Origin of the sequence: Alloyangia pacifica (assembly GCF_020524285.1) — a bacterium.
In the GTDB taxonomy this organism is placed as follows: Bacteria; Pseudomonadota; Alphaproteobacteria; order Rhodobacterales; family Rhodobacteraceae; genus Salipiger; species Salipiger pacificus_B.
Window position 1 is genome coordinate 189150 of the sequence record NZ_JAIVKX010000015.1, and the last position, 13653, is coordinate 202802.

Below are 13653 nucleotides of genomic sequence, written 5' to 3' on the forward strand. Positions count from 1 at the left end.
GCTGCGCGCCGGACTCCCCGGGATATTTGGACCCAGGCGAAACAGGGGACAGGCGCGTTCTGTTGGGCTCGGGCCTCTCCGTCTGGGGCGGTGCCGGGTGGAGGCGTGCTCAGACCCCCAGCAGCCCCGCCAGCGGCAACAACGCCAGGATCATCCCGAGATTTCCCCAGCCGATGTCATCCGCGGAATCCGCGTCCTCCGCGGGCGCGTCGTCACCCGCCGCCGCCTCCGGCTCGATCACCGGGAGCAGCGCCTCCAGCGTGACCTCCCCGGCCTCGGCGGCGGTCTCGCCGTCGATCTCCGCAAGCACCGGGGCAAAGGCTTCGCTCGGGATCACATCCCGGATCACCACCTGCAGGATCTCATGGGGTGCGAGGACGACCTCGAGCAGCCCGTCCTGGAAGACCTGCGCCGGATCGAGCGTTTCCAGCAGCGGCACGGCGTCCGCCTCTCCCGGAGTCTCTCCGTCGGCGACGCCGAGCAAGGTGATCTCCATTCCGGCAAAACCGCTCAGCAGGCCGGACATGTCCAACTCGGTGGCGCCGGCCTCCTCGCCTTGGGCCACGAGGTAGAGCAGCAGATCCCCCTGCCCCGCGAAGCCGTGCACGTCGAGCGCCGCGCCCGCCGCCTCGGTGCCGCCGTCATCACCCGGCGTGAAGTCGAGAAGCGCCTTGCCGGGGATCGCCCCGGCCATCAGCGCGAACATCTCGCCGGGCACGGTGCTGGCCTCGTAGGAGGTCCCCGTCGAAAGCGCGTTGGCGGTGTTCTGGATCAGCGGCCAGACATGCGCCTGATCGACCCCGGCTTCCAGAAATTCCTCGACGATCTCCAGCATTTCCTGCGCCTGCAGCAGCCCGTAGTCCGCCTGAGCATCGAGGTTTTCCGAGGACTTGAGGTTCCACTCGGTGACATGGATTTCGAGATGCCCGAACCCCTCCTGCTCGAGCCAGGTGTTGTTGATCGTGTCGAGATCGTAGGAGCGGCTGTCCTCGGTGCCGCGGGCGTAGACATGGGCGATCACCCCGTCCAGCGCCTCCTGCTGCGCCTCGGTCTCGAAGCCCATGCGGACCAGGGCGTTGGTCACCTCGGACCAGTTCACCTCGCCGGTGCCGCGGATATTGGCCGCGCTGAGCCCGGCCTCCGGGTAGCTCTGCGACAGATCTGCAATGATGTCCTCGGCGGCCCAGCCTTCGTAGTCCTCGGAGATCTTCGAGAAGCCGTAGTTCTGGCCCATCTGTGCCAGCACGCGAATCTCGCTGGTGTCGATGCCCATCACCTCGGCGACCAGCGCCAGCTCGTCGGCGATGATCTCTGCCATCTGCGCCGCCAGCCGGCCGTATTCCACCGCCGTCATCTCGCCCGAGCCCCAGTACTCGTTGCCGATCTCCAGCGCGGCGATCTCGGCCCCGCCATAGACGCCCGAGGCGAGGTCGTGCACGAAGTCGCGCAGCACCTCCTCGTCGATCTGCGGCAGGCGGTCACCGCTCGCATCGAGCGTGTCCGAAAGCTGATCGCGGGTCGGCAGTACGATGGTTACCGCGTGGCCGGACTCTGCGGCGTAAGCCATGAAATCGGAGAGCGGGATGAAGGCGGTCTCGGCCCCGGTCATCGCGTGGCTGGCGCTGGCGGCGTCGGGATTGGCGAGGTCGAAGTAGTATTCGGTCAGCGAGCCGCCCGGGTAGCGCAGCCCGGTGACGTTGAGCGCGGCGATCGCCTCGGCGTAGGAGCCCTCGCCGGTCATCGCTGTGCGCGGTGCGAGGATGTTGCCGCCAAAGAGCGCCGCCCCGGCGGGCACGCCGGTCACGGTGAGGGCCGTGGGCAAGGCAAGCGGCATGCCGTCCTCCGAATGGTGGCGCGGGGCAACGGGAAACCGGGAGAACTGGTTGTGGATCGGCCTCGGATCGATCTCGGATCGACCTGGACCGGGCACGAGAAGGCACGGGAAGGCTCTGGCGGGACCGTCACGAAGCCGCCTCGGAGCACGCGTCTCAATGGTCGAAACAGGGGCCGCCAAATATGCGGCGCGGGGGAAATCTGAACGTCTGACGTGCTTGAATAATCTGAACGAAAGCAGGTGGTCCGGCCCAAATACCTCACCGGCGCCACAACTGTAACGGTAGATGAGCACCTCACCTTGCGCAAGCGTGGGCCCCGGCCCTGACCGCGATGGGCGAGGTTTTGCCGGACGCGTCAGCCCTATCGGGAGCGGCCCGTCACGCCGGACCCCTGATGGATCGCCCGGCCCGGGACTTGCGGCCGGGACGGGCGACCAAAGATCCCGGCAGGGCTCACACCCTGGACACGAAAATTTGCCTGACTGCGCACGCGCCCTACTCCTTGATAGGACGCGGTCGCGAGCCCCCGCAGCGCGACCCGCCGCGAAACTGTACGGGAATTGATCATGTCCTATCGAACCGGCCTGACCGTCATGATGGTCTCGGCGCTGGTCGCTCTCGGCTGCGGCCTTTACGCCTATTTCGCCCCGCTGACCGGTGTGACCGGGGTCTGGGGCCCTCTCGCCGCCGCCTTCGGCGCGCTCTGCCTGCTGCTCGGCGCGGCGCTGATGGTGCGGGCGCGGGCCCGCGGCCTGCGTTTCGTCCTGATGCTGCTGCTCGCCGTCGGGCTGCTGCTCACCGCCCTTGCCACCGCGCTGCTGCACCAATGGGTGATGCTGGCCGCGCTGGCGGTCTGCGCCATCGGCTGGAGCGCAGCGCTCTCCGGCCCGGAAGGAGACCTCGCATGACCCAGCTACTGCGCAGCACCGCCTTGCTCGCCCTGCTCGCGGCCCCGGCATTTGCCCAGCAGGCCGACACGCCGACACCCCCGGCGCAGCCCGATAGCGCGGCACCGAAAACCGACGCGCCCGAAACGCCGCCGCCCGGCGCGACCGCGACGGAAGAGGACACCCCGACCGGCGAAGGCCCCGACCTCGACGCAGTGAGTCCCGAGGCGGAGGTCGCCGAGACCCCGGCCGCCGAGGCCCCCGCGGCCGAGGCACAGGATGACAGCGAACCCGAGCCCGACGCAGAGACGGTCACCGTCGAGGTGCCCGCCGCACGGCCCTCGTCGGACGCCAAGGTGCCCACTCCCGGCACCGGCTGGCCGAGCTTCCACGGACAGGTCTCGGGCGCGAAATACTCGCCGCTCGAGCAGATCACCCCGGAGAACGTCGGCGACCTGGAACTGGCCTGGCGCGTCGAGACCGGCGATGTCTCGGACGGTTCGGGCGACCTGCCTGCCACGGTCTGGTCCGCCACGCCGATCTACGCCAACGGGCTGCTCTACATCGGCACGCCCTTCTACCGGGTACTGGCGCTCGATCCCGCGACCGGCGAAGAGGTCTGGTCCTACGATACCCAGTCGACCCTCGAGGCACTGACCCAGCCCGCGCTGAAGAACCGCGGCGTCGCCTATTGGGAAGCCGCCGAGCCCGTCGAGGGCGAAGCCTGCCAGAAGATCGTCTACCTCGGCACGATGGACGCGCGGCTCTTTGCCATGGACGCGGACACCGGCGCGCTCTGCGAGGATTTCGCAGACGGCGGCGTGCTCGACGTCAACCAGTGGAACACCGTCAATGACCGCTGGCCGCTGTCGCTGCTGCAACCTCCCACCATCGTCGGCGACCATGTGATCATCGGCTGGGCGGGCAACGACTGGGACTGGGCCGAAGCGCCTCCGGGCTCGGTCTTCTCGGTCGACGCGCAGTCGGGCGAGCTTGAGTGGACCTTCGACACCATCCCCGAGGAGATCCGCGAAAAGACCGGCACCGCCAACGTCTGGACCGCGATGAGTGCCGACGAGGAGCGCGGCATCGTCTACCTGCCCGTGGCCTCGCCCTCGCCCAATTACTGGGGCGGCAACCGCACCGAGGACATCCCCTATGCCACCTCGACCACCGCGCTCGACGTCGACACCGGCGAGGTGATCTGGTCGCGGCAATGGGTGCATCACGACATCTGGGACTATGACATCAACTCCGCCCCCACCCTGATGGACATCACGGTGAACGGCGAGGAGATCCCGGCGTTGATGCAAGCGACCAAGATGGGCTTCCTCTTCGTGGTCAACCGCGAGACAGGCGAGGACATCTGGCCGATCGAGGAGCGCCCCGTCCCCGCAGGGAGCATCGAGGGCGAGCGCTACGCCCCGACCCAGCCCTTCCCCACGACGCCCAAGCCGCTGCTCGACCAGTCGCGCCTGCCGGACGTGTGGAAACTGGCCGATCTCGCCTCCTTCGGCGAATGCTCGGAGCTCTGGAGCAAGCTGACCTACGACGGCATGTACACCGCGCCGACCACCGAGGGCGAAGGCGCCGGCGCCTATCCGAACTCGGCGGGCGTGGTACAGTGGGGCGGCGTCGGCTACGACCCCGAGCACCAGATCGCCGTGGTCAACCTCAGCCATGTCGTGCAGTACATCAAGCTCTGGACGCGCGAGGACTACGAGGCCGCCAATGGCGAGGCGGGCGTCGGCGAGAGCGGCTTCCACCCGCAGACCGGCGCGCCCTACGGCATGTCGCTGCAGAGTGCGATGAACCGCTGGGGCATGCCCTGTTGGGAGCCGCCCTTCGGCGAGATCATGGCGCTCGACATGACCACCGGGGAGCAGCTCTGGCGCAAGCCCTTCGGCATGTCGCAGCGCTACGGCTTCTACATGCCCGAGGCCTGGGGCTCGCCGACCATCGGCGGCCCGGCGATCACCGCCGGCGGGCTGATCTTCATCGGCGGCACGATGGACGGCATGGTGCGCGCCTATGACCTGCAGAGCGGTGAGGAGCTGTGGCGCGACCTGACCGAGGCGCCCTCGGTCTCCAACCCGGCGATCTACGAGCACGACGGGCGCGAGTACATCGCCTTCATCTCCGGCGGCAACTCGATCCTGAAGCCTTCGGTGGGCGACATGATCTCGGTCTACCGCCTGCCGCTCTGATCCAAGCCCCGTCCAAGCCCCGCCCGGAGCCACATCCGGGCGGGGCGTATCCTGCGACGACACCCCGAGGGACACGCGCCCCGATGCCCCAGCCCTACGCGATCTCCTGCCATTGCGGCCGCTTCCGCGCCGAGGTGCATGCCGAGCCCGATGATATCCTCGAGTGCAACTGCTCGACCTGCGCCCGCACCGGCTTTCTGCGCTGGCTTCTGCCTCTCGAGGCCGTGACACTGAAGACCGAAAGCATACGGCTGAGCACCTACCTCTGGCGCGATGCCCATGGCGGCTACCACTTCTGCCCCGAATGCGGCGTCGCCGTGCTGCGCACCGGCTGGGGCGACCGGATCGCGGTCAACGCCCGCTGCATCGAGGGGATCGATGTGTTCACCCTGAAATCGCGGCGCTACGACGGGCGCTGCGACATGCCGCCCGGCCCCACCCGCTGAGCCTTCGGCATGGTGTCGCCGACCACCGGATCCGCCCGCTGGATGCGAATCCCCCGCCGCGTTACGCTGCACCGCAGAATTTCTCCCTTCCCCCGGAGGCTTTTTGCATTTCCATGACTCCTTCAAAACCCAATGATTCCAGAAAGATAACCCTCGACGTGGCACTGCAGGGCGGCGGCGCGCACGGGGCCTTCACCTGGGGCGTCCTCGATGCGCTCCTGCAGGATGAACGCATTGAAATCGGGGCGCTTTCGGGCGCCAGCGCCGGGGCGATGAATGCCATCATCGTGGCCTCGGGCATCGCCACCGGCGGGCGCGAGGGCGGGCGCGCGGCGCTCCGCCAGTTCTGGACCTCGGTGAATGCCGCCGCGCGCGAGGCGACTCCGGTGTTCCACGTGCTCGAGACCTTCCCCGGCTTCTTCGCCGCCTCCGCCGCCTGGTGGCAGGTGATAAGCGGCGGGCAGGTCACCGTCTCGTCGCGGCCCTGGCAGGGCCGCACGGCGCAGATGGCGCTGCGCGAGCTGATCGCCGAGCAGGTGGATTTCGACGCGTTGAAGCGCGACGATGCGCCCCGCCTCTTCGTCTCCGCCACCAATGCCCGCAGCGGCGGCGCGCGGATCTTCCGCAACGACGAAATCAGCCCCGACGTGGCCATCGCCTCGGCCTGCCTGCCGATGAGCTTTCCGCCGGTGACCATCGACGGGGTGGACTACTGGGACGGCGGCTATGCCGCCAATCCGCCGATCGCCGCGCTGGTGCGTTTCACCCCGCAGGCCGACCTGCTGCTGGTCACCATCAACCCGGCCAGCCGCAGCTTCACCGCCCGCTCCCCCGAGGAGATCACCGAGCGGGTCAGCGAGATGGTCTTCAACCAGGCGCTGCTGACAGAACTGCGCGGCATCGCCATCATCCAGGACGCGCTCGTCGAGCACATGAAGACCCACGACGGCGAGAGCGGCTCGGACCTGCTGCGCGACCTGCACGACCTGCGCTTCCACGAGATCCACGACGAGGCGAGGCTCTCGGATCTTGATCCCCACACCAAGATGTATCCAACCCTCGAAATGCTGCTCGACCTCCACGAGACCGGGCGCGCGGCGGCCAGCCGCTGGCTGAAGGAGAACTTCGAGCACCTCGGAAAGCGCGGCACGGCGAAACTCAGGGAGCGCTACCTGAACGAGATGCTGCAGGTCTGAGCCGCCGGGATCCCTGAAGGTAAGGCTCGACGCAGGCGCCCGCTTCGCGCTAGGCTTGGCCCCAAGCGACGGCAAAGACCCGCGACGGAAGGGAAGACGGCAGCGCACGAAGGCCGGTCGGGCACGACCGGCAGTTAGGTGAGAGGTGCGCGGCGGACACCCCGGCCGGAGGGGTCGGAATTATGTGGGTGCGTCCGATGCGTTTTCTCGAAGGCCTTCTTATCGTTGTCTTTGCCCTTGTCACCTTCGTCTTCGGGATGAAGCTGATCTTCCCCCTGCCCGATCGCAACTTCGCCGAAACGCAGCATCATCTGCCGCCCGACACCGAGGGCGAGCTTGGCCGGATCATCGCCCCGATCCTCACCGCCCACGACGGGCAGAGCGGGGTGCTGCCGCTGACCGACGGGCGCGACGCCTTTGCCGCGCGGGTGCTGCTGGCGCGGGCGGCGCAGCAATCGATCGACGCGCAATATTACATCTGGCAGGACGACACGACCGGGCTGATCCTGCTCGACGAGCTGCGCGCCGCCGCCGCACGCGGCGTGCAGGTGCGGCTGCTGGTGGACGACAACGGCATCCCCGGCCTCGACGCGCTGCTCGCCGAGCTCGACGCCATGGCGAATGCCGAGGTGCGGATCTTCAACCCGTTCACCCTGCGCGACCCCAAGCTGGTCTCCTACCTCTTCGACTTCACCCGGCTGAACCGGCGCATGCACAACAAGTCGATGACCGTGGATGGCATGGCCACGGTGGTCGGCGGGCGCAACATCGGCGACATCTACTTCGAATACGGCGAGGGGACGCATTATTTCGATGTCGACGCGCTGGCGCTGGGACCGATCGTCGGCGAGGTCTCGGCCTCCTTCGACCGCTACTGGAACAGCGGCTCTGCCTATGACGCCGATCTGATTCTCGCGCCGGTGGACACCGCCGCGCTGGCCGAGGCCGGCAAGGCGGCGCGCGGCTCCTCGGTCGGCAACGGCTATCTCGAAGTGGTGGCCGAGAGCCACCTCGTCTCGGGGCTGAAGGGCGGGACGCTGGATCTCGAATGGGGCGCGGCCGAGCTGATCGTCGACGACCCGGCCAAGGGTCTGGGAAACGTCGCGGCTGAGAACAAGATCGTCGAGCGGCTCTTCGAGCTTGTCAGCGAGACCGAGAGCCAGCTCGATCTCGTCTCCGCCTATTTCATCCCCGGCGACCGCGGCACGGAGGCACTCACCTCGCTCGCCCAGGCGGGCGCGCAGGTGCGGGTGCTGACCAATGCGCTGGAGGCCACCGACGTGATGCCCGTGCACGCCGCCTACATGGGCTACCGCAAGCCATTGCTCGAGGGTGGAGTGACCGTTTACGAGCTGCGCGGCGAACGCGAAGATCAGGTAAAGCGCTCGCTGCCCGAGGTCTTGGCGGGGTCGGCTTCGGGGCTGCATGCCAAGGTCTTCGGGCTCGACGGCAAGCGCGCCTTCATCGGCTCGTTCAACCTCGATCCGCGTTCGGCGCAGATCAACACCGAGATGGGAATCCTGATCGACAGCCCGTCGATCGCCGCGCGACTGTCCGAGCAGATGGACGCCCCCAGCTACGCTTATCACGTCACGCTGGACGAGGACGGCAGTCTCGTCTGGACCAACACGCCACAGGTCGGACCGCCGATGATCTACCGCGCAGAGCCCAACGCCGGGCTGGTGACGCGCGCGCTCACCCATGTCATCGGCTGGCTGCCGGTGGAATGGATGCTCTGAGCCCGCGGTTGCGGCCGGCGGCGGCTTGCGACATCCTCACCGCAGGTGCCGCTGCGGCACCGCAACGAAGCGACGGAGCCCCCCGCCATGACCCAGCCCTGCATCATCTGCGTTGCCATCACCGGCTCGCTGCCCACCAAGGCGGACAACCCCGCCGTGCCGATCACCATCGCCGAGCAGGTCGAGTCGACGCAGGAGGCCTTCGAGGCCGGGGCCACCATCGCCCATTGCCACGTGCGCGACGACGAGGGCAAACCGACCTCGGATCCCGAGCGCTTCGCCGCGCTGAAAGAAGGCATCGAACAGCACTGCCCCGGGATGATCGTGCAGCTCTCCACCGGTGGTCGCTCGGGCGCGGGCAAGACCCGCGGCGGCATGCTGCCGCTGAAACCGGACATGGCCTCGCTTTCGGTGGGCTCGAACAACTTCCCGACCCGTGTCTACGAGAACCCGCCGGATCTGGTGGAATGGCTCGCCTCGGAAATGAAGACCTACGGCGTGAAGCCCGAGATCGAGGCCTTTGACCTGTCGCACATCTACCAGGCCAAGGCGATGGCAGACCGGGGCGAGCTGGTCGGCACCCCCTACGTGCAGTTCGTCATGGGGGTGAAGAACTCGATGCCCGCGGTGAAGCGGGTGTTCGACTACTACGTCGAGACGGTGAAGGTACTGTTCGGCGAGAACGCCCCCTGGTGCGCCGCCGGGATCGGACGGCACCAACTGGAGCTCAACGAATGGGCCGCCGCGGCGGGCGGGCACCTGCGCACCGGGCTCGAGGACAACATCCGTCTCGACAAGTCGACGCTGGCGCCATCGAACGCCGCGCTGGTCGCGCGGGCGGTTGAGGTCGCGCAGCGGCACGGGCGCAGCATCGCCACGCCCGCCGAGGCCCGCGCGCTGCTGGGGCTGCGCGCGGCCTGAGCACTCACTCGGCTGCGGTCGGTTCCGGTCGCAGCCCGCCCGAGGTGCTCTCCTCGCTGACCGGGCCGTGGCCGAACTCCTCGAGGTCGGGACGCGTGCCGATATTGATATGCTCGATGTCCTCGGCGGCGAAGCCGCGGATGATCGCCGGGATCATCATGCTCACCAGCACGAAGATCGGCAGGCCGACAACGGTGATCACCTGCTGCAGCGCGGTGAGCCCGGCATCCCCCGCAAGCACGATCAGCATCGCCGCGACGACGCCTTCGGCGGCGCCCCAGAACACCCGCTGGTGCACCGGGCCCGGGGTCGCGCTGCCGGTGCAGAGCATGTCCACCACCAGCGAGGCCGAGTCCGAGGAGGTGGCGAAGAAGATCGCCACGATCACCACGGCGAACCCCTGGATGAAGGTGGTGAAGGGGAAGTGCTCGAAGTAGGCGAACATCGCCAGCGGCACGCTGTCGGCCACCGCCCGACTGATCTCGCCCGCGCTGTCGCCCATCGCTTCACGCGCGGCGAGGCCGAGCCCGTCGAAATCCATCGCCTGCCAGCCGAAAATCGAGAACCAGATCAGCGTGAAGAGCGACGGCGCCAGCAGCACGCCGAAGACGAACTCGCGCACCGTGCGCCCGCGCGAGATACGCGCCACGAAAAGACCGATGAAAGGCGACCAGGTCACGGTCCAGGCCCAGTAGAACACGGTCCAGGACCCTTGCCAGCCCCAGCCGTCGGTGGTCGGGTTCTCGTTCGCCAGCATGTCGTTCCAGAAGGCCAGACGCGGCAGGTTCGAGAAATACAGCCCGAAGGTCTCGACGATGCCGCGCAGCAGGAAGAGCGTCGAGCCGCAGACCAGCACGAAGATCATCAGCGCCACGGCCATGCCGATATTGAGGTTCGAGAGCATCTTCACGCCCTTGTCGAGCCCGGCGACGATCGAGCCCACGGCCACGAGGGTCAGCACCGTCAGGATCATCACCTTCACGAAGGCGCCGTCGCCGGTGCCGAAGAGCGCGTCGAGACCCGCGGCGATCTGGCTAGAGCCCAGGCCGAGCGAGACCGCCACGCCGAAGAGCGTGCCGAGGATCGAGGCGATGTCGATGGCCTTGCCGACGGGGCCGTGGATGCCCTCGCCCAGCAGCGGGTAGAACACCGAGCTCACCCGTACCGGCAGATCGTAGCGGTTGATGAAATAGGCAAATGCCAGCCCCGGCAGGGTGAAGATCGTCCAGGTGTGCAGCCCGAGGTGGTAGATCGCGATGGAGATCGCGTCCTTGGCGGCCTCCTCGGTGTAGGGCTCGACCCCCGGCAGCGGCGGGGTGGAAAAATGGCTGATCGGCTCGGCCACGCCCCAGAACATCAGCACCGTGCCGATGCCGCCGGCGAAGAGCATGGTGAACCACGACAGGTTGGAATAGACCGGTCGCTCCCCCTTGCGCCCCAGCCGGATGTGCCCGTGGCGCGACATGGCGGCCCAGATCAGGAAGCCCAGCCAGACGTTGACCCCCAGAACGAAGAACCAGCCGAGGTTAGTGACGATCCAGCTACGCCCTGCGGCAAAGGCGTCGCCGATGGCTTCGGGAAAGATCACGAGGGCCAGCACGAAGACGATCGTGAAGGCGGCGGAAATGAAAAAGATCGTCGGATCGGTGCGCAGTCCGAGGCGGCGGGCAAGCTGTTCCAAGGGCTCAAACCTATGTGTTTTTCGCGTGTAACTCCCTTTCGGAACCAATGACCTCGACGATGGTTCCGCTGTGAGTTGCACGCTGGCAGCGCATTGGACGCGAAAACGCCGGCCCCGAGCGCGACCGGCGAGGGGCATTTCCGTGGCTCTGTCCGCGTCAGAGGTCGATCAGCACCGTCTTCGTGCGGCGGTTGGCGAGATAGGCCTCGCGCCCCAGATCCTTGCCGAGACCGCTCGCCTTCCAGCCGCCGGTCGGCAGGATGTGGTCGCGGGTGCGGCCGTAGCGGTTGACCCAGACCGTGCCGGCCTCGAGATCGCGCGTCAGCCGCAGGGCACGCGACAGATCGCGGGTGAAGAGACCCGCCGCCAACCCGTAGGTCGGATGGCTGGCAAGTTGCATCGCCTGCGCCTCGGTCTCGAAGGTCTGGAAGGTGGCCACGGGGCCGAAGATCTCCTCGCGCACCGCCGGGCTGGTCTCGTCCACGCCGCCGATCAGCGTCGGACGGTAGAAGGATCCCGCATGCTCGAAACGCCCGCCACCGCAGATCAGCTCGGCCCCCTGCCCAGTCGCCGCCTGCACGATGCTGTCGATGCGTTGCAGCTGCTTTTCCGAGATGATCGGCGAGAAACCGGCCTCGGCGCTGTGGGTCTCCAACGGGGTGATCTTGGCAAACCGCTCCGAGAGCTTGGCGGCCAGCTCATCCGCCACGCTGGCCTCGACGATCATCCGCGAGCCCGCGACGCAGAACTGCCCGGCGTTGGGAATGATGCCGGTGACCAGCGCGTCGGCGGTCACGTCGAGATCGGCATCGGCAAAGACCACCATCGGGCTCTTGCCGCCCAGCTCCAGCGTCATCGGCTTGATGCCGCAACGCGCGATGTTCTCCATGATTGCCGCCCCGGCGCGGGTCGAGCCGGTGAAGGACACCTTGTCGATGCCCGGATGCCCGGTGATCGCGGCGCCGGTGGTCGGCCCGTCGCCCAGAACCACGTTGATCAGCCCCGCCGGGATCCCCGCCTTCACCGCCAGCTCGGCAAGGTAGAGCGTGGTGTAGGGCGTCATCTCGGAAGGCTTCAGCACCACCGCGTTGCCCGCCGACAGCGCCGGACCGAGCTTCCAGGCGGCCATGGAGATCGGGAAGTTCCACGGGGTGATCGCGCCGATCACGCCATAGGGATGATCCGAGATGAAGCCGAATTGGCTGTCCGCGGTGGGCACCAGCGTGCCTGCCTCCTTGTCGGCGAACTCGGCGAAGAACTTGATCTGCTCGGCGGTGACCATGACATCCCCGGCCAGCGCCGCGGCATAGGGGCGCGACGAGCAGATCGCCTCGAGCTTGGCCAGCGTCTCGGCCTCGCGCTCGATCAGCTCGGCCCAGGCGTAGAGTGCGCGCAGCCGGGCGCGCGGCTGCAGCCCGGCCCAGCCGGAGGTTTCCAGCGCGTTGCGGGCGCTCACCACCGCACGATCGACCAGCGCCGCGTCGCCGCAGGGAATGGCCCCGAGCAGCTTTCCGGTCGAGGGCGAGCGCAGCTCCAGCGCGCCCTCGCCCGAGACATATTCTCCGCCGATGAAATGCTGGTTGGGCAGCGGCAGCCGGTCGGGATCGAAAGCGATGGTCATGGGGCACCTCGTGTTGGTCGTGCGTGGATCATGCGGCGCAAGGCCCCGAGGGCGCGGCGCTTCCGCCGTCTCGGGGCGCCCCTGCGACCGGAGCTCTTGGGCAAGTCTTAGCGAGGCGCTTTTGCCCTGGCCAGTGCCGCCGCCCGCGCAGCGCCCGACACCGCCTGCGGCACGTGGCGTAAGGCACGATTTCCGGGCAGCTCCATTCCCACGTCCGCCCGAAGCTGATCGCCCCGAAATCCCTGAAAAGCCGCGACTTGCGGGCCTGCCCCTTGCGAGGCGAGACGACGCAATCCCGCCGCCCGAGCCCCGGGGCCGCGCCGCGGTCTGCGCTAGGGCGACGGGCAGGCCCGCCGCGCCACCTCGTCAAGCCTGTGCTGGGCCCGGCCCAGACGATCCCGGATCGCGGCCTGCGGCGGACATGCTGCCCAACTCGTAGACACGGACGAAGGTGCGGATATTGTCGAGGTAGGACATTCTTTGGAAAATCTTGAAACTGCTTGGTTTGGCCCGGAGATAGCAGAATAATCGGTCCCGGCCTAGGGTGCCGCAAAACACCATATCAGGGAGAGACGGGCATGTATGATCTTGCCATCATCTGGGATTGGCTCGGCTTCGCCGTGCGCTGGCTGCACGTGATCACCGCGATCGCCTGGATCGGATCGTCCTTCTACTTCATCGCGCTCGACCTCGGGCTGCGCAAGGTGCCGCACCTGCCGGTCGGCGCGCACGGCGAGGAATGGCAGGTGCACGGCGGCGGCTTCTACCACATCCAGAAGTACCTCGTGGCGCCCGAGACCATGCCCGACCACCTGACCTGGTTCAAATGGGAGAGCTACGCCACCTGGCTGTCGGGCGCGGCGCTGCTGATGATCGTCTACTGGGCCGGCGGCGAGCTCTTCCTGATCGACCCGACCAAGGCCGACATCTCGCTCTTCGCGGGCATCGTGATCTCGGCGCTGTCGCTGACCATCGGCTGGCTGATCTACGACCGGCTGTGTAAGTCGAAGCTCGGCGAGACGCCGACGCTGCTGATGGTGCTGCTCTTCGGCATGCTGGTGGTGATGTCCTGGGGCTACAACCACGTCTTCACCGGCCGCGCCGCGCTGCTGCACCTCGG

Annotated in this window: 10 protein-coding genes and 1 pseudogene; 7 read left to right on the top strand and 4 right to left on the bottom strand. The window is 67.7% G+C overall.

Translation table 11 applies throughout. The features are described 5' to 3' along the window. Positions 1-109: 109 nt before the first annotated feature. Positions 110-1834: a hypothetical protein gene (locus LC039_RS19685; protein WP_226627611.1), complete on the bottom strand. Its 1725-nt coding sequence runs from the start codon at positions 1832-1834 to the stop codon at positions 110-112. 567 nt (positions 1835-2401) lie between these two features. On the opposite strand from LC039_RS19685, the gene LC039_RS19690 reads away from it, so the two are divergent. From LC039_RS19690 to LC039_RS19715, 6 genes are all read left to right on the top strand, one after another. Continuing rightward, complete coding sequence (locus tag LC039_RS19690) at positions 2402-2743, top strand: hypothetical protein (RefSeq protein WP_226627613.1); 342 nt, start codon at positions 2402-2404, stop codon at positions 2741-2743. Then, entirely contained in the window at positions 2740-4929 is a 2190-nt protein-coding gene (locus LC039_RS19695) for a pyrroloquinoline quinone-dependent dehydrogenase (RefSeq protein WP_226627614.1), read from the top strand. Before LC039_RS19690 ends, LC039_RS19695 begins: the two co-directional genes overlap by 4 nt. Before the next feature lie 83 nt (positions 4930-5012). Further along, positions 5013-5375 carry a GFA family protein gene (locus LC039_RS19700; RefSeq protein WP_226627616.1) on the top strand — a complete coding sequence of 121 codons (363 nt, stop codon included), beginning with the start codon at positions 5013-5015 and terminating at the stop codon, positions 5373-5375. Between the two features lie 158 nt (positions 5376-5533). Next, positions 5534-6571, top strand: a complete 1038-nt coding sequence (locus LC039_RS19705) for a patatin-like phospholipase family protein (protein ID WP_226627618.1) — start codon at positions 5534-5536, stop codon at positions 6569-6571. A gap of 197 nt (positions 6572-6768) precedes the next feature. Further along, positions 6769-8310, top strand: a complete 1542-nt coding sequence (locus tag LC039_RS19710; RefSeq protein WP_226627620.1) for a phospholipase D family protein — start codon at positions 6769-6771, stop codon at positions 8308-8310. Positions 8311-8397: 87 nt separating this feature from the next. Further along, the gene (locus tag LC039_RS19715; RefSeq protein ID WP_226627621.1) at positions 8398-9231 is read left to right on the top strand and encodes a 3-keto-5-aminohexanoate cleavage protein; all 834 of its coding nucleotides are present in this window, start codon (positions 8398-8400) and stop codon (positions 9229-9231) included. Positions 9232-9235: 4 nt separating this feature from the next. Here the strand turns inward: LC039_RS19715 and LC039_RS19720 are convergent, their stop codons facing one another. The 3 genes and pseudogenes from LC039_RS19720 to LC039_RS27075 all read right to left on the bottom strand — a co-directional run. Further along, on the bottom strand, positions 9236-10912 hold the full coding sequence (locus LC039_RS19720) for a BCCT family transporter (RefSeq protein WP_226627623.1): 1677 nt from the start codon (positions 10910-10912) through the stop codon (positions 9236-9238). A gap of 157 nt (positions 10913-11069) precedes the next feature. Then, complete coding sequence (locus tag LC039_RS19725) at positions 11070-12533, bottom strand: aldehyde dehydrogenase family protein (protein ID WP_226627624.1); 1464 nt, start codon at positions 12531-12533, stop codon at positions 11070-11072. 402 nt (positions 12534-12935) lie between these two features. Beyond that, positions 12936-13010: pseudogene (locus tag LC039_RS27075) on the bottom strand (helix-turn-helix domain-containing protein); the annotation flags it as partial. A 101-nt stretch (positions 13011-13111) separates the two neighbouring features. On the opposite strand from LC039_RS27075, the gene LC039_RS19730 reads away from it, so the two are divergent. Continuing rightward, positions 13112-13653: urate hydroxylase PuuD (locus LC039_RS19730; RefSeq protein WP_226627626.1), on the top strand; the 542-nt coding region annotated here is incomplete at its 3' end.

Excerpts from the sequence above, each read along its gene's own strand:
- LC039_RS19685 (WP_226627611.1), bottom strand. The coding sequence starts at position 1,834 with ATGCCGCTTGCCTTGCCCACGGCCCTCACCGTGACCGGCGTGCCCGCC.
- LC039_RS19690 (WP_226627613.1), top strand. The coding sequence starts at position 2,402 with ATGTCCTATCGAACCGGCCTGACCGTCATGATGGTCTCGGCGCTGGTC.
- LC039_RS19695 (WP_226627614.1), top strand. The coding sequence starts at position 2,740 with ATGACCCAGCTACTGCGCAGCACCGCCTTGCTCGCCCTGCTCGCGGCC.
- LC039_RS19700 (WP_226627616.1), top strand. The coding sequence starts at position 5,013 with ATGCCCCAGCCCTACGCGATCTCCTGCCATTGCGGCCGCTTCCGCGCC.
- LC039_RS19710 (WP_226627620.1), top strand. The coding sequence starts at position 6,769 with ATGCGTTTTCTCGAAGGCCTTCTTATCGTTGTCTTTGCCCTTGTCACC.
- LC039_RS19715 (WP_226627621.1), top strand. The coding sequence starts at position 8,398 with ATGACCCAGCCCTGCATCATCTGCGTTGCCATCACCGGCTCGCTGCCC.
- LC039_RS19725 (WP_226627624.1), bottom strand. The coding sequence starts at position 12,533 with ATGACCATCGCTTTCGATCCCGACCGGCTGCCGCTGCCCAACCAGCAT.